At 57.5% G+C, this 16,035-nt stretch carries 10 protein-coding genes and 1 pseudogene; 5 read left to right on the forward strand and 6 right to left on the reverse strand.

Going from position 1 to position 16,035, the window contains the following annotated elements:
• Positions 1 to 18: 18 nt before the first annotated feature.
• The gene (queA, locus tag PVA48_RS06605) at positions 19 to 1,008 is read left to right on the forward strand and encodes a tRNA preQ1(34) S-adenosylmethionine ribosyltransferase-isomerase QueA (RefSeq protein ID WP_102727321.1); all 990 of its coding nucleotides are present in this window, start codon (positions 19 to 21) and stop codon (positions 1,006 to 1,008) included.
• A gap of 49 nt (positions 1,009 to 1,057) precedes the next feature.
• Here the strand turns inward: queA and PVA48_RS06610 are convergent, their stop codons facing one another.
• The 3 genes from PVA48_RS06610 to PVA48_RS06620 all read right to left on the reverse strand — a co-directional run bounded on the left by PVA48_RS06610 (position 1,058) and on the right by PVA48_RS06620 (position 5,995).
• Positions 1,058 to 1,735, reverse strand: coding sequence for a hypothetical protein (locus PVA48_RS06610; RefSeq protein WP_102727948.1), 678 nt, complete (start codon positions 1,733 to 1,735; stop codon positions 1,058 to 1,060).
• 304 nt (positions 1,736 to 2,039) lie between these two features.
• Positions 2,040 to 4,826, reverse strand: a complete 2,787-nt coding sequence (locus PVA48_RS06615; RefSeq protein ID WP_102727949.1) for an autotransporter outer membrane beta-barrel domain-containing protein — start codon at positions 4,824 to 4,826, stop codon at positions 2,040 to 2,042.
• Positions 4,790 to 5,995 carry a hypothetical protein gene (locus PVA48_RS06620; RefSeq protein ID WP_146021062.1) on the reverse strand — a complete coding sequence of 402 codons (1,206 nt, stop codon included), beginning with the start codon at positions 5,993 to 5,995 and terminating at the stop codon, positions 4,790 to 4,792. Before PVA48_RS06620 ends, PVA48_RS06615 begins: the two co-directional genes overlap by 37 nt.
• A 261-nt stretch (positions 5,996 to 6,256) precedes the next feature.
• Between PVA48_RS06620 and PVA48_RS06625 the strand changes: the two genes are divergently transcribed.
• The gene (locus PVA48_RS06625; protein WP_022396351.1) at positions 6,257 to 7,999 is read left to right on the forward strand and encodes a cation:proton antiporter; all 1,743 of its coding nucleotides are present in this window, start codon (positions 6,257 to 6,259) and stop codon (positions 7,997 to 7,999) included.
• Positions 8,000 to 8,011: 12 nt separating this feature from the next.
• Here PVA48_RS06625 and PVA48_RS06630 read toward each other — a convergent pair.
• Both PVA48_RS06630 and PVA48_RS06635 read right to left on the reverse strand, forming a co-directional pair.
• A pseudogene (locus PVA48_RS06630) lies at positions 8,012 to 8,745 on the reverse strand (class I SAM-dependent methyltransferase).
• Positions 8,746 to 8,787: 42 nt separating this feature from the next.
• Positions 8,788 to 10,206: a cation diffusion facilitator family transporter gene (locus tag PVA48_RS06635; RefSeq protein WP_022396349.1), complete on the reverse strand. Its 1,419-nt coding sequence runs from the start codon at positions 10,204 to 10,206 to the stop codon at positions 8,788 to 8,790.
• A gap of 559 nt (positions 10,207 to 10,765) precedes the next feature.
• Here PVA48_RS06635 and PVA48_RS06640 point away from each other — a divergent pair.
• The 3 genes from PVA48_RS06640 to rho all read left to right on the forward strand — a co-directional run bounded on the left by PVA48_RS06640 (position 10,766) and on the right by rho (position 15,203).
• Positions 10,766 to 11,983: a hypothetical protein gene (locus PVA48_RS06640; RefSeq protein WP_102727951.1), complete on the forward strand. Its 1,218-nt coding sequence runs from the start codon at positions 10,766 to 10,768 to the stop codon at positions 11,981 to 11,983.
• A 422-nt stretch (positions 11,984 to 12,405) separates the two neighbouring features.
• Positions 12,406 to 13,161: a YebC/PmpR family DNA-binding transcriptional regulator gene (locus PVA48_RS06645; protein WP_022396347.1), complete on the forward strand. Its 756-nt coding sequence runs from the start codon at positions 12,406 to 12,408 to the stop codon at positions 13,159 to 13,161.
• Between the two features lie 71 nt (positions 13,162 to 13,232).
• Positions 13,233 to 15,203: a transcription termination factor Rho gene (rho, locus tag PVA48_RS06650; RefSeq protein WP_423232424.1), complete on the forward strand. Its 1,971-nt coding sequence runs from the start codon at positions 13,233 to 13,235 to the stop codon at positions 15,201 to 15,203.
• Between the two features lie 80 nt (positions 15,204 to 15,283).
• Here the strand turns inward: rho and PVA48_RS06655 are convergent, their stop codons facing one another.
• Entirely contained in the window at positions 15,284 to 15,967 is a 684-nt protein-coding gene (locus tag PVA48_RS06655; protein ID WP_102721563.1) for a 7-carboxy-7-deazaguanine synthase QueE, read from the reverse strand.
• Between the last annotated feature and the right edge of the window lie 68 nt (positions 15,968 to 16,035).

Below are 16,035 nucleotides of genomic sequence, written 5' to 3' on the forward strand. Positions count from 1 at the left end.
TTCGGCGGATTCGTGGCAATGCACTTGGCCGTGCGCACCATTGATTTTGATTATCCGCTGCCGGAAGAGTTGATAGCGGACCGCCCCCTCCCGGACCGCGCCGCCTCCCGGATGATGGTCATCCACCGGGATACCGGCCTGATTGAGCACAGGCATTTTTGCGACCTGCCGGAATATGTGCGGGAAGGGGACCATTTCATCCTGAATGATACCAGGGTGGTTCCCGCAAGGTATTTTTCCAATGACGGCGCCATTGAAGTGGTGCGTGCAGAGGTGCTCAACCCCCTGCTGTGGAAGTGCATGGTGCGCCCCGGGCGCAAGATGAAGCTGGGGCGTACGGTCTCCATCGGTGATGCGGTGGGCACCGTGGAAGGCATTGACGGGGAAGGCTACCGCCTCATCCGGTTTGACCGGGAGGTGGATGAGGAAAAGTACGGCCGCCTGGCGCTTCCCCATTACATGAACCGGGAGAGCGACCCGTCCGACAAGGAGCGCTACCAGACTGTTTACGCCAGGCATGAAGGGGCGATTGCCGCTCCCACGGCCGGGCTGCATTTTACGCCGGAGCTGCTGGCGGCCGTTCCCCATGATTTTCTGACGCTGCACGTGGGCGTGGGAACGTTTCGTCCCGTGAAGGCGGACAGGATTGAAGACCACCAGATGCACACGGAACATTTTTTCCTGCCTGAAGCCACCGCGAGGGCGATTAATGAGGCCGGGAGGGTGATTGCCGTGGGCACCACCAGCGTTCGCGTGCTGGAGCATGTGGCTACCGCGGAAGGACTGCCGTTAAGGGAGTGCTCCGGGTCAACGAACATTTTTATTTATCCACCCTACAAGTACAAGGTGGTGGATGCCCTGATTACGAATTTCCACCTGCCCCAGAGCACGCTGCTCATGCTTGTCAGCGCCTTTGCCGGCAAGGAGCTGGTCATGAAAGCCTACCTGGAAGCCATCCGGGAACGGTACAGGTTTTTTTCCTACGGGGATTGCATGCTGATTCTGTAGGGTTCCGGCGGCCTTTCCTTCCCTCTGGCGGAAGAAGCGCAGGCTGCCTTCAACGCTTGCCGCACGGAAGTTGTTCCGGGCTGCGAGGGGATGAAGACGGAGCGCCGTCCGGGGAAGCGTCCGGGTGCTGCTCTTTTTTAAGCTCCAGCAGGGTTTTTCCGTGGTCCCTGATTTGCTGGAGGGCAGTCAGGAAGTGCAGCGTTTCCCCCAGCAGTATGTTCATGACGTTGGCATAGTGGCAGTCCGTGTTTTTCAGGCACAGCCGGGGAAAATAGGAGGCTTCCAGCTCCGGCGCATTCCATTTGTCCCGAATGATGCGGCTTCTGCGGGATGCCGGAGGCCAGCAGGGATGCTGCCGGTCCCTCAAATAAAGGAGGTAGCAGTCTTTTAACATGTCGAGCTGGGAGACAACACCGGCACGTGCAGGAGGAGTGATGGACGGCTGGACATCCTTTACTCCTTCAAGCGTCATGTTGATGGTTGTTTCCGCAAGGACGGTCCAGTAAAGAATAGGTTCCGCCACGGAACGGCTCCGCCTGCGGAACCGCAGGTAGAAATGATGGCTGAGTTCCAGGGCCGACAAGGCTTTTACGTAATGCACCAAAACCACCCGGCCATATTGCCGGAAAATGAAGTGTTCCAGCTTTTGCCGGAGGGGAGCGTCTTCCATTCCCGTTTCCTTCCTGAGAAGGGTCCACTGTTCCTCGAATGTTGAATTTTCAGCCATGAATTTGGGAAGAGGTTATTTTTAATAAATATAAATTATGTTACCATGAAATTCAAATAAAATAACAATCATTATCAATGTTTATCAAAATAATCCGGGGAAAAAGAGAGGAATTCCTGCGGATGGGGCGGTAACACGGTAACCGCCTGGCGCAAAGGCGTACGAGAAACACCTGCGTCCGGAAAAACAGCCTGGGAGGTGGTAAGCCCGTGCACGACGGCTTGAGATGTGGATGCCGCGGATAATGAAAACGCCATGCCCGGACATGCAGGCATGGCGCTTGTCAAATCAGGCCTGAGCCGGATCAGAAGTTGTAACGGTAGCCGAGGGCTCCGCCGATGGAGGTGTCTCCGGAGCGGAGATCCGCATTGCCGTCCACATAAACGGCGCCGTAGTCGGAGCAGGGAATGCTGAGGCCTGCGCCCAGCTGGACGCCGGTGCGGCCGAGCTTGGCTCCCCTGATGGTCTGGACAAGGCCCGGATTGGCCAGGTAGGCCACGTTGGCCTGTGCCTTGTCCTCCCCGAAGTCCTGAGAAACCAGAACGCGGAATTCTCCCGTGATATCACGCCCGGTCAGGTTGGAACCCAGAACGCCTTTCAGGCGCAGACCGGCGGCCACGCTTCCGGTGGTAATATCCATGTCATCCACGCGGAGTCCCGCTCCGCCTGCGCCGGCTTCATTGAAGCCGTCCACGGAGGAGTGCATGACGCTGACATTGGCGACCGGCTGAAGGATGGCCGTCCGGCGTTTGTTGAGAACCAGGTCATAAGTGAGCTCATACATGGCTCCGAAACTCATGCCGGTGGTGCTGAAGCTGGCCTGGTAGCTTCCCAGTTCATGGCGTACGCTGCGGGTAATATCCGCATCTGACCAGCCTCCGGAGAGAATGAGGGAGTGGCCCCATTTCCTGTGGCGGTAGTGGCCGAAGAGGCTCACGTAGTAGGTGTCCAGGTCGCCGGAGGCGGAATCAGCCCCGTCAGAGGAGTAATCCCCATAGTTGGCGGAGAAGGCCGCGCCCAAAGTGAAATTCTCCGAGCAGTTGACGTCCAGCCCGGCGGTGCCTCCCCAGGAGTTAAGGGTGAAACCGTTGCCTTCATTGGAACCGTCCAGGGAATCCCTGCCCCCGTTGGCTTCAATCCAGCCGTTCACCTGGGGAAGGTCTCCCTGAATGTAGTCGGGATTGAGGCCCATGGTTTCCGCGCGGTTGCGGATGAAGGTCATTTCCCTCCGCAGGCCGGACCTTTGCGCGGCCAGGATGCCGGGAATGGCCGTTCCGGCGGAGGCGCTCAGAAGGCGGTTGGCCCTCGCGTAATCTCCGTCGTTCCAGGCGTTGGAAACGGCGCGGTTCAGGGAGCTCAGCTCCGTTCCGTCCTTGATCTCCCCGCAGTTCCAGAGCAGGACGGCCCCGGCGGCGGAATTGGAGGTATCAGCCGTGGCGAGCAGGGCGTTGTCCGCCTTGCGGGTTCCTGTCAGCACGATTTGGCCGTCCCGGTTTTCCGCATGCAGCTCGGAATAATAGGTGCCCAGCGCGCCGTAAGCGTTGATATTGAGGTAGCTGCCCACCATGTTCCCTTCAAAGAGAACCAGTTCCAGCATCCTTTCCGGCGCGGCGACGTTGGATTCAATATTGAGGGTGGTCCCGTTGCGGTCTCCCTGAATGGTCAGCGTGGCTCCGTCTTCCGTGGAAATGAAGGGAGTATTGGTCTGCGCCAGCAGGGGATTAATCACGAGCGTGATGGTGGAACCGTTCATGAACTGGCTTGTTCCGTTAAGGAGAAGCGTGGTATTATGGGCGGCTCCGGCGGAGGCCATGGCGAGCGTAAGCGTCCCGGTGGCATCAACCGTCAGGGAATGGAGCAGAATGGGATTGGCTGAATCACGGATCAGGGCCACTTCCCCTTCCGTAATGTTGAGGTTCAGGGTGTCTGACCCCGCGCCGGTGTAGGTCCATGCCGCTTTCCCCGCCTTGTTGATTGTGCCGTTCCCCTGGAAGGAGCCGGAAAAAACGGAGGATTTTTCCGCATGGAGGGCGAGTTCCCCGTTGTTGAAGATCACGGAGCCTTTCCCCAGCAGGCCGCCCACCATGGAATTGCGTGTGGAGCCCAGGTCCAGCGCGGCGGCAGCGGATTCCGGACCCACGGCGACCGCCGCTCCGTCAAACCTGGCATTTCCGGACAGGGTGAAGGTTCCTTCCTGGACGGCCAGCAGGCCGGAGCCGGCAATAGTGATGTCCGTGTCCAGCTTGTTGCCGTTGCGGATGGCCAGCATGGAATCCGCGTTCAGCCGCAGGATGCCGGTGCCGGTGATGGAGGCGTTTTCCGTCAGGACATTGGCCGTTCCGCTCATCTCCAGGGTGGCGTCATTCAGTGTTAGAGCGCCTTCCTGCCCGGAGAAACGGGTGGTGGAGGACGCATGGAAGATGGAAATGCCGCCTCCGTTCAGCATCATGGCTCCGTAGGCGGAGGATTCGGAAGCGAGGATGATGGCTCCGCTGGTGGAATCCAGATGGAACCCCGCGTTTCCGGCGCTTCCCAGCGTCAGGGCGCCGGCTCCTTTCTTGCTGAGCGTGCCCGTGCCCTGGAGAGTTCCGTTCCACGTGAGGGGATTGGCCGTATCCAGGGTGATTTGGCCGCCCTGGGCGGCCAGAACACCGTCTCCCGTGATGGAATGAATGACAATGTTCCGGGTGGCTCCCGCGTTCAGGGTGGAAGCGGCGGAATCCAGGGCCAGCGTAGCTATTTCCATCCGGGCCTGGTTGGTGAAGGCCAGCGTTCCCTGGGTGATGTGCAGGGTACCGTTCCGGGTACCGTCAATGTAGATGGCGTCTCCAATGGTGTTGCTGCCGTCAAAGGCAAGCGACTTTCCTTCCGCCAGGGCGACGGTGCCGGAGCCTACCAGTTTGAGGCCGCTGGAAATGGTATTGTCCGTTCCGGTCAGAGTAAGGGTGGAATGGAGAAGATTGATGGAGCCCCGGGTGCCGGTCAGCTTTCCGACCTTGGCTGTGGCTTCCTCCCTGGCAAGCTGGGACACGCCGAAGGTTCCTCCGTTCATCTTCAGCTCCCCGATGGTGTTGGAAGCGCCGGAAAGCACCAGTCCCCCTGCTGTACGTCCAGAGCTCCGCTGGTGGAAAAGCCGCCGCCCAGCACCAGGTTTTTAGCCCCCGTCTTGATGAAATTGGCGTCATTGCCGATGACCTCTCCGGCGCAGATGGAGTCCATGGCGGTGTTGGAGAGATTGACGGTCAGCGCTTTCCCCGCAGTGATGGTGACGTTGTATTCCGCCTTGTCTCCTCTGAGGGAGGGCAGGACGATAGTAGCGCCTTCACCCGGATCAATGGTCATGTTCCGGTTGACGAGAACGGAAGTGAAGAAATTCAGGTCAATCTGGTCCGTGATGGAAGCGCCGTCCACGGACGCATAATAGGTGGGGTCATCCTTGAGCACCCAGCCCATCTCCGCAAGGAGGGCTTTTTCCTGGTCGCTGGGGTTTCTCCTCTGGATGCCCTCCCCGATGGAATATTGCATCAGGGCGTTCGGGTCGCTTGCAGCGTCCACGTGGGACATGCTGGAACCGGGAGCGAAAACAAAGGGATTGTAAACAGTGAGGCCTCCGGAACCAATCGTGTAGGAAACGCCGGTCTGGTAATTGAAGCCCGCATCTCCCGGATGGTTGCCCTGGGCATCCGTGATCAGGGAATCCCAAATCGTGTAGTATTCTCCGTATGTTCCTGTATCATTCAGCGAGTTGAAGCCGACGTTATGCCCGATTTCATGCAGAAGGACGCTGATGAAGTCTGTGGCGTTCTGGGGCGTGGTATTGCCTGTGCTGAAACCGTAGACGGGATTGAATTGGAGCCTGAAATCCATTTCCCCTTCCTCCATCACGACGTCTTCCCCTTCTTTCCAGATGACTTCCGTGGAAGTGGCCGCATTGTAGTTTTCCCCGTCGTATTCGACGTAATTGGAGAAAGAACCTGCCAGGACGCCTTCTTCAAGGGCCCCCCAGGAAATGGTCGCTTCAATCTTCCGGGAAGCGGTGTTGCGGAAGGTATCGTCCCAGATATTGAGGGTGGTGGTGACGGCGGCTATCTGGTCGTCACTCCAGTCACGGGTCCCCATCCAGTCCGCCGGACCGTCCCCGTTGCCGAGGAGCGTGATGTGGAAGTTCTTGGTAGTGATTTCATGGGTGGCTGCCCAGCCCATGGGGGCCAGGGTAGAGAGGCCCGTCAGACAGGATAGGATAGATAGGGTGAGTTTCATCAACACGCTTTATAGGAATCCCGTATGCGTAAAGTCAATTAGAAACGATTGAAAATACAATAAAAACGGAGTTTTTAATAAAAATAAAAATATGATAGAATCCTGCCAGGCCCCGTTTTTCCTGCCGCAGATTCCCCCCGGCAAGAAAAATGCGACTGCATTCCAGTGCGGCGCAATGCGTTCTTGTGAGGGGAAATCAAACGCGATAGCGTAGGAACGACCTGGTGGTCAAAGATACCCTCTTAGACTTGTCACGCGCGTATGGATCACGATTTCAGCCTCATCTTCACTTTTGTCGGCGGATTGACCGCCGCTCTCCTTTTCGGCCTTATTGCCAGAAAACTGCATTTGTCTCCGCTGGTCGGGTACCTGCTGGCCGGGGTAGTGGTAGGGCCGTATTCGCCGGGATTTGTGGCGGATTCCCACACGGTGGAGCAGTTCGCGGAGCTGGGCGTTATTCTGCTGATGTTCGGCGTGGGGCTCCATTTTCATTTGAAGGATTTGATTGCCGTGCAGAGGGTCGCGGTGCCGGGAGCCGTGGTGCAGATATCCGTGGCTACGGTGCTGGGGGTACTGGTGGGCTGGATGTTCGGATGGTCCACGATTTCCGGGCTGGTGTTCGGCATGGCGATCTCCGTGGCGAGCACCGTAGTGCTTACACGAGTCCTGGAAGACAACCAGAACCTCCATACGCCGAGCGGCCATGTGGCCCTGGGGTGGCTGGTGGTGGAGGACCTGTTCACCATTCTGCTGCTGGTGCTCATCCCCGCCGTGATGGAGGCGCGCCAGAGCGGTGCCGGGGACTGGAGCGGCATTCTCTACGAACTGGGCTGGATGTTCGTCAAGCTGTCCCTGCTGGTGGCCCTGACGCTGTTTGCCGGAAAAAAAATCATTCCGCTGGTGCTGCGCTACGTGGCGCGGACGGGAGCGCGGGACCTGTTTACGCTGGCGGTGCTGGTCATTGCTCTGGGCGTAGCGGTGTGCTCCGCGAAATTCTTCGGCGCTTCCATGGTGCTGGGAGCGTTCCTGGCGGGGATGGTTGTGGGGCAGTCGGACTTTTGCGCTCGCGCGGCGGCGGAGGCCATGCTGATGCGGGATGCCTTTGCCGTGCTCTTCTTTGTTTCCGTGGGGATGATGTTTGACCCGATGTCCGTGGGGGATTGCTGGCCGCTGGCCCTGGCGACGCTGGGGGTGGTAATGATCGGCAAGCCGCTGGCGGCCTATGCGGTGGTGCGGTGCCTGCGGCGTCCGCTGCCGCTGGCGCTGAGCGTATCCGTAGCCCTGGCGCAGGTGGGTGAATTCTCCTTCATCCTAGCCGGGATGGGGCTCATGTACAACATTCTGCCGCCGGACGCCAACCAGGCCATCATTCTGGCGGCCGTCGTCTCCATTTCCCTGAATCCCATCCTGTACCGCCAGATTGGCCCTGTGGTCAAGTGGCTGCAAAAGCGCGGCATCGGCCTTACGGATCTGGGCGGAGTGAACAGCCTGGCGCTCCCGTCGCCGGACGCGCGGCGCGTGGTGCTGGTGGGGTTTGGCCCTACGGGGCGCATTCTTAAAAGAATATTGAATGACAACGGGGTGGAAGTCATCATCGTGGAGATGAACATAGACACGGTCACCGCCATACGTGAACAGGGCGGAGACATCGTTTACGGGGATGCCAGCCAGCGTGAAATCCTGCGCCATGCGGGCATTGAATATGCGGAAAGCCTGATTCTCTCCGCCTCCATTCCGGATGCCAAGGAAATCGTGGGGGTGGCTCTGGAGCTCAACCCCCACATTGACGTGATGATCCACACCAAGTACATGAGGGACGTGGACGTGCTTAAGGAAGCCGGCGCCTCCCAGGTCTTCTCCTCGGAATCGGAAGTGGCTCTGTCCATGGCGGAATACTTCCTGCGGGAAGGCGGCGCGGACGACGAACAGATCGTTTCCGAACGCCAGCGCATCCGTGCGGAACTGGACAGGGAAGTGCCCGGAGCTTCCGCCGCGGGGCACTGATGACCGGGGGCGCTACTTCTTGCGGGCGGAGATAATCAGCATCATGGGGCGGCGCAGCTCTTCCTGCATGCCGGGGACGGAATCCAGAAGTTCACGGGACGGCTTCGGTTCCTCCATGGCGGTAACCTCAAATCCGCCGGCGGCCAGAGCGCCGAGATAGGAAGTAAGCGTCCTGTGATACTTGGTCACTTCCTCCCCAGGAAAACGGCCTGCCGCGGTCCTTCCATGAAATAGCCGTCCACGGGCCAGTGCATGATCTGGCCGGATTCATCGTAATGCCAGTCCTGCGTTCCCTGGGCGGTGAAAACGGGATGCTCCACGGAGAAAATAAAGGCGCCTTCCGGCTTGAGCCAGCGGGAGACATTCCGGCAGACTGCCTGGAAATCCGGCGTGTAATGGAAGGCCAGGGAGCTGAGGACAATGTCGAAGGAAGCCTCGGGAAGCAGGATATCCTCCATGGGCATGCAGCGGTACTCGATAATGCCTTCGTTTCCCATGGACCTGGCTTTGGCGATCATCTTTGCGGAAATGTCCACGCCCAGCACGGAGGCCGCCCCGTGCTCTGCCGCATACCGGCAGTGCCAGCCGAATCCGCATCCCAGGTCCAGAACGTGCTTGTCATGGAAATCCGGCAGCAGCCGTTCCAGTGTTTTCCATTCTCCGGCCCCTTCCAGCCCCTTTACGGAACGGTCCATTTGACTGTATTTCTGAAAAAAGACGTTATCGTCGTACTTGTTTTGTTTCATGATGGGGAGGAAATGAACGTTGCGTGGAAATAAAATGCTGTTTTATTTGGCCGGTTTCAGAATGACGGTAACGCGGCCCAGGTGGTGCAGGGCATTTTCTATCTGGTCTTCCAGTTGGGAGGCGATCTGGTGGCATTCCCGGATGGTCAGGGATGCATCCGCGGAGCATACGCAAGTCAGGGTGGGGAAATTGTCCTCCCGTGCCAGGTCCAGCTTGAGAACCTTGCAGATATTCCTGTGCTGCTGGAGGATAAGGTTCACCTTCAGGCGGACTTCCTCCGGCGGAACGTGCTCCGGAATGGCGTTCGCCTTCATATCGCGGCAGTCCGGCTCAATGCGGCAGATCACCTTCTCCGGCTTGAGCGCATGCTGGACGGAATCCCGGAACGCCTTCACCACATGGTAGCCGCGCTCCAGAGGCCAGTCCGCGGGAATCTCCACATCCATGAAATAACAGGGAGCATGTTTGCCGCTGCCTGCATAGAACCCGTGGATGCGGACATGGTGGCGCAGGGCCAGCCGGTGGACGACCGTGTCCGGCTCCATGTTGGAAAAATTCTCACGGGCCGGTTCGATATGGACGATCACGTCCGCTTCCGGCAGCTCGTACTTGACAATGCCTTCGATGGACTCCGCCACATCATGGGCGTCGTCCACGTGCAACTCCGCGGGCGCTTCCACGTCCAGCTCCACAAAAATGCGGGCGCCGCCGTCGCGCAGACGGATGCGCTTGACCGGGTAATCCGGGGCGTTCTTCTTCATGGCGGTTAGAACCTGCTGCGTCAGGGCGGAAGAACCGCCGTCCATCAGGGCGTGAATGGAACGTTTGGCAAGGCCGAAGGCCACGGAACAAACCAGGGCCGCCACAAACAGGGCTGCGATGGCGTCCGCCTTCTCCAGCAAGCCGTGCCAGACGGAATCTGCGGGAACCAGGTGCGCCAGCCATACGCAGAAAAGGCCCAGCAGCACGACGGCGGAAGACCAGATATCCGTGGTAAAATGAAGGGCGTCCGCTTCCAGCGCCTGGCTCTTGTGCTTCTTGGCCACCCGGCGGAGCATGGCGGAGCGGTTCACGTCCACCAGCAGGGAAACGGCCACCACGGCGAAGGCCCACCAGGTGAGGGTGATCTCCGCCTCATTGTAAAACAGCCGGTCCACAGCCTCCCATACAATCCATGCGCAGGTAATCAGGAGCAGGGCAGTTTCCGCAAGCGCGGAAAGATTCTCCACCTTCTCATGCCCGTAGGGGTGGCTCTCGTCGGCAGGACGGGCGGCCACCTTCACGGCGTAAAAAGTCATGGCCGCAGCCATCAGGTCCAGGCCGCTGTGCAGGGCCTCGGAAATGATGCCCAAGCTGCCCGTCACGATACCGGCCCAGAGCTTGATGCCCGTCAAAAAGGCGGACCACAGGACGGAGGAAAAGGCCGCATGTGATTTTTCTTGGTGCGCTGCTTGTTCCATAAGACAGAGAAAAGGAAGAGGAGCATATCTAAGCCCGCCTCCCTTTCTTAGTCAATGATAACACAGACGGCGTTGAACTTCGGTCCCGTTCCATGACGGAATAGAGGTTTTCCCGGGAAAATGCGGGACAGAATATCGCGGATACTTTTAATGTTTATTATTATCTTGAATATTTTTTGAATGGATTTCTAATCAAGCCGGAACATGCCGGGCGTGTGGCGGAATCCTTTTTTCCGTGTAAAAATGATTACGGGGGTTCTTTCAACAAGTGGAAATGCCATCCTGTCCTCCCTCTGATGGACTGTGTCAGGAAAAGGCGGAGAAGGGGCCGGCAAAAGTGGTTATGCTCCACGTCCGGATGGTCGTGACATTTTCCGAAAATGGTTCTAAAAGATCAAATAAAGAGGGTTCGGTTTATTGAAATAATTGATATATCCTTCACATCATATTAGGATACATCATTCAGGGTAATGATATGGATCATGTTATGAGGTGTTCTTTATACATTTTTTTAATAGCAGTTTCAGGCGGGATAACTTTTTCGGAAGGGGCGAGGCGAATGATTGACCCGGTTGGGCATCCTGTGATGGATTTATGGGAGCCCCTCAACCCCGGCTATTCCGACCGGAAGTATCCTCCCGTCAATGGAAGATGGATTGAACAAAAGTTGATCGAATTCAATGATCATCAATATCTGCAATGGAAACTGATTCTTAATTGTGAAGAATGGATCGACGCGCCCCGCGGAACAAACCGGAAGCAGGGAGGGGTTTTGAATCTCCTGTCCGGATTCTACCCCAAAAAGGATTATGATGAAACGAACGACCGGGAATGGACGGACATTCAGGAATATGCGTTGTGCATTTACACCTATTTCACCGCGGATGGGAAAATCTGTGACCTTGACGATCAGGGCTATCACATGCGTGTGGTGGAAGAGAATAGGGGACGCAGGTGCGTCACTTTTTATGGTGTACGGGGAGAAGATGCCCTTTGTGCAAATGGTTATCACCGGGGAGAGGTTATTTGCCAGGAAGGGGCAGGGATTCTCAATGGTCCTTTCATTTTCAGGGAATCCTTTTTTGGAAAAGGAGATGATTCAAGAAATGTCGTAAGCCAGGAGCCTGTGGATGTGGAACGTCCGGCTATTTTTCCGAAAGGACGAATGATCCGTTACCATCAGTACAAGGCAACGCCTGCCGTGGAGGCGGGCGTTGCCTGCCTGGAAGTTCATCAAGGATGGGAAGCGGAATTGACGGCTTCCACAAGAAAAACCTTTTATTTAAAAGAAAGATTTGGTGATTGGAACGATATCGATCAATTGCGGTTACTTCTTCCTGAAGATTTGCTTCAAGCAAAGTATTATCTGGACCCTTATGATGTAGCTGAAGCGGAATATACGGACAAGTTTGGCCGGTTGACTCGTGGCCTCCAGGGGTGGGCCCGGCGTTGTGCAGACCATTATGAACCTGGGAGTGATTTGGGAGGAGGCCGCGCCGTGAAGGAAATCCGCTATTACGACGAAAACGGAGAGTTAAGTTCCGATCATTTAATGAAGTGTGCTATTATCCGTTTTTCCTATCCGGAACATGGATTCCAGCAAATCAGCTATTTTGATGAGCATGGCAGGGAATTGAAGCATTTTCAAAAAGCAAGGGAAGGGCCTTTGGAAAAGGAAGAGCCATATAGTTACTATTCCATGTTAAACGAAGATGTTACCTGCTATGAGCCCGACAACCGGGATGAAGGGGAAATAATAGAGCGTGAGGCGGACTAGCGGAGAGAGGATAAAGCGGCCGTCCATCTTTTCCTGGAGATGCTCGCGCTTTCATCAAATTAAATAAGACGGGCAGTCTTTCCGTAGAATGATTACTCCAGACTGTGGGAGGAATTGTTTATCCGGTTCCCTGGGGTTTGCTTCCATGCTTCCGTGACCTAAAAAAGTATTGCCAATGCTGGGGAATACGTTATTTTGCGTGTGTTGAGAGTGACTGCCAAGCGGTAGCCGGAGCCCCTTAAGGGAGTGCGGCGTGTTCCCCGGCAGAGTATCCGGTCCCTGTAACCTATTTACGGATGGCCGCACCCTGATTCCCTTCCTGCGTGGTATTTGCGAAAGACAATGTGTTCGCCCGGGTTGAAGAACAGTTCCACTTGTTAGTTTGTCTCTTTTCACATACACTTACTATTATTCCCAATTCTATGTCAGGACATAATAAATGGTCTAAGATCAAGTACGTTAAGGCTAAGGAAGATGCCAAGAAGGGCAAGGTGTTTGCCCGCTTTGCCCATGAAATCATGCTGGCCGCCAAGAGCGGCGGCGGAGATCCTGATCTGAACCCTCGCCTGAGGGCCGCCATTGACGGGGCCAAGGCCGTGTCCACCCCCAAGGAGAATATTGAACGCGCCATCAAGAAAGGCACCGGGGAACTGGGCGGCGCCACCATCCAGGAGATTACTTATGAAGGCTACGGCCCGGCGGGCACGGCTTTCCTGATTGAAGTGGCGACGGACAACACGAACCGTTCCGCTTCCGAGCTGCGCACTCTGTTTACCAAGAACGGGGGCAGCATCGGCACTCCCGGTTCCGTGGCCTACCAGTTTGAACGCAAGGGAGAAGCCCGCATCATGGCGGAAGGCCTTACGGAGGATTCCGCGATGGACCTGGCGCTGGAATGCGGCGCGGACGATGTGGAGCAGGGTGATTCCGACAATGAATGGGTGTTTGTTACGGACCCGACGGAATTGAACAATGTGTGCGCCGCCCTGCGCGAGGCCGGGCATACGGTGATTTCCATGAAGCTGATTTCCGTGGCGCAGAACGTTTCCGTGATTAACGATCTGGAGACGGCGAAGGCCGCCCTGCGCTTGTATGAAGCGCTGGACGATTACGATGACGCGCTGAACGTCTTCTCCAATTTCGACGTGGCGGAAGAAATCCTCGAACAGCTTGACTAACGCCGTTGTCTTTCAGGAGACGCCTGTTGTTGCAGTCCAATTTTCTTTTCCATGTCTGATACCCCCCAGATTTGACTCCGGAACAGGTTTCTCCGGAGCCATCGCCCAAAAAACGTATTGTCCGCAGAGCCAAGTCTGCGGCGGAAGCTCCGGCAGAGTCCCACGCCGCTGCGGAAGTTTCCGGGACGGAACAGGGTTCTTCCCCGGCCCCCCGCAAGCGGACGGCAAGGAAGAAGGTTCCGGAATTGGCGGGTGAAGGGATGGAGAGCACGGATGCGCCGCAGAAGAAGAGCGCCCGCAAAAGCAGCGCTGAAATTCCGGCGGCGGAAGGGACGGAGGAAGCTCCTGCCAAGCCCCGGCGCGGACGTCCCCGCAAGAAGCCCGTGGAGGAAGTTCCGGAAACTGCCGGTTCCCCTGATGTTCCCGTAACGGAAGCTCCCGTCAAGCCGGTGCGCAGGCGTTCCGCCAAGACCATTGCGCCTGAAGACGATGCCGCAGAGGGCGCCAAAACGGACGCTGCCGTTTCCATGGCGCCTGCCGAACCGGCCGCCAGTCCTGCGGATTCTGCTCCGGAACAGTCCGAAGGAGGCAGGCCGAAGGTGATCCGCCAGAGGTTTGTGAGAAAACCGCGGGTACAGGAGACAGGGCCGGATGCGGATTCTGCCGCTCCGTCCATCAAGGTGGTACAGGAAGGCGCTACGGATTTCTCCGGAGATGCCGCGCGGGAATCCCATCGGACGAATGAACCGCAAAGGCAGCGTTTTGAGAGACAGAACCGCCGCAATAACAACGACCGTTTCAATAAGAACCGGAACAACCGGCAGGACGGCCGCAATGGCAGGAACGGCAATGACCGGGTTAAAAACCGCTGGAACAATAATCACCAGGAGGGGAATGCTCCCCAGAATAATGCTCCCCGTGAGCTGGCGCCTCCGGAACCGGTGGACGGCCTGCTGGAAATCACGAATAAGGGATTCGGCTTTTTAAGGAAGCCGGATAATGATTTTGACGCTTTTGCGGAAGCCGTGTACGTTCCGCAGGACATGATCCGCAAGTTCGGCCTGCGTCCCGCCGTTTGGGTGCATGGACAAGCCTGCCGCCATGACCGCGGCATTCTTCTGACGGAGATATCCGCCGTCAACGGAGATGCTCCGGAGAAGGCCCGCAAGAGCCCGCATTTTGAAGAGCTCAAGGCGGTCAATCCGAATAAGCGCATTTCCTTTGAAACCCGTCCGGAGCGCTATACCACGCGCACGCTGGACCTGATTGCGCCTATCGGGCGCGGCCAGCGTGGCCTGATCGTTTCTCCGCCCCGCGCGGGGAAGACGACGCTGCTGCAGCACATGGCGGAAGCCATTCTGGAGAATTACAAGGATTCCATCCACCTGATGGTGCTGCTGGTGGACGAGCGCCCGGAAGAAGTGACGGAGTTCAAGCGTTCCCTTCCCGGAGCCGAGGTATACGCTTCTTCCAATGACGGCAGGGTGCGTGACCACTGCCGCATGGCGGAGCTTTGCATTGAGCGCGCCAAGCGGCTTGTGGAAGCCGGCCAGCATGTCTTCCTGCTGATGGATTCCATCACGCGCCTTGCCCGTGCCTATAATAACGCGGACAAGGGAAGCGGCCGCACCATGTCCGGCGGCATTGATGCCCGTGCACTGGAAATGCCCCGCCGTCTTTTTGCCGCCGCCCGCAATACGCGCCAGGCCGGTTCCCTGACCATCATCGCCACTGCACTCGTGGAAACCAACAGCCGTATGGATGACCTGATTTTCCAGGAGTTCAAGGGTACGGGCAACATGGAGCTTGTCCTGAACCGCCGCATTGCGGAGCAGTATATCTTCCCGGCCGTGGATATCCTGAAATCGGGAACGCGCCGGGAAGAACTCATCATGCCGGAAGCGTGGCTGTACAAGATGAACCTGATCCGCCGCGCGCTGGCGGGGCACAAGCCTGTAGAGGCCATGGAACGCTTCCTGTTTTTCCTGAACAAGTACCCAAGCAACGCCCAGATGCTGCTGGACCTGAAGCAGAAGGCATAAGCTGCCGGAATGATGGGGCGAAGAGCTCCACGCAGGATGCCTGCCAGGGAATATTTTCCTTTGACTATACAAGGGCGTTTTCAAACGCCCTTTTTGCTGTCCCAAATGGCGATGTGCAGACGGTCTGAAAAGCGGAGGCCATAACGGAGGCACCATTCCACCGTCTGCGCGCGCATGGCGTCCAGCTCTGCCCGTGTGGAGGCCAGTGGCATGAGCAGGATGCGTTCTGCGGGAATGTCTGCCCCGGAAGCCTGCCGCAGGGCGGTTTTTACATCTTCCTCGCACGCCACTACGAATTTGAACCACGCTTTTTCCGTGAAAGCCAGACGGCGCAGGATGTCCGGTTTCCATGTTCTGGCGGTTTCATTGCCGGAGTGGGGGAGTTTGGGAGACACGTTGAATTGCGTGATGCGTTCCAGCAGTTCCGCATCCGGCATAATGGTGCCGTTGGTTTCCAGCTCCACGGCATGGTCCGGCAGCAGGCGCAGCAGGGCGGGAAGGGCTTTTTGCTGAATGAGCGGTTCTCCCCCGGTCAGTACCAGGCGGCGGCATGGATAACGGAGCGCCAGTTCCGCCGCCTTTTCAGGCGTGAGCCGCACTCCGGGAACTGTCCCGTTCCAGGAGTACGCCGTGTCACACCAGGAACAGGCCAGGTTGCAGCCTGCCAGGCGCAGAAAGACGCAGGGAGTCCCCTGGGAGACGCCTTCCCCCTGGATGGAATGGAAAATTTCCGGTTGTCCGTGAAGCTGGGCCAGTGTGAGCATGATCAGGCAGGCCTGAGACTACCATATCCCTGCCGCCCGTCAACGCCTCCCTGCGGAGGGCGCCGGAA

This window comes from Akkermansia sp. JRP_AM1 (genome assembly GCF_049262625.1).
Taxonomy (GTDB): domain Bacteria; phylum Verrucomicrobiota; class Verrucomicrobiia; order Verrucomicrobiales; family Akkermansiaceae; genus Akkermansia; species Akkermansia massiliensis.

Coding starts and splice junctions, on each gene's coding strand:
- queA (WP_102727321.1), top strand. CDS start 19: ATGCACTTGGCCGTGCGCACCATTGATTTTGATTATCCGCTGCCGGAA.
- PVA48_RS06610 (WP_102727948.1), bottom strand. CDS start 1,735: ATGGCTGAAAATTCAACATTCGAGGAACAGTGGACCCTTCTCAGGAAG.
- PVA48_RS06620 (WP_146021062.1), bottom strand. CDS start 5,995: ATGAAACTCACCCTATCTATCCTATCCTGTCTGACGGGCCTCTCTACC.
- PVA48_RS06625 (WP_022396351.1), top strand. CDS start 6,257: ATGGATCACGATTTCAGCCTCATCTTCACTTTTGTCGGCGGATTGACC.
- PVA48_RS06635 (WP_022396349.1), bottom strand. CDS start 10,206: ATGGAACAAGCAGCGCACCAAGAAAAATCACATGCGGCCTTTTCCTCC.
- PVA48_RS06640 (WP_102727951.1), top strand. CDS start 10,766: ATGATTGACCCGGTTGGGCATCCTGTGATGGATTTATGGGAGCCCCTC.
- PVA48_RS06645 (WP_022396347.1), top strand. CDS start 12,406: ATGTCAGGACATAATAAATGGTCTAAGATCAAGTACGTTAAGGCTAAG.
- PVA48_RS06655 (WP_102721563.1), bottom strand. CDS start 15,967: ATGCTCACACTGGCCCAGCTTCACGGACAACCGGAAATTTTCCATTCC.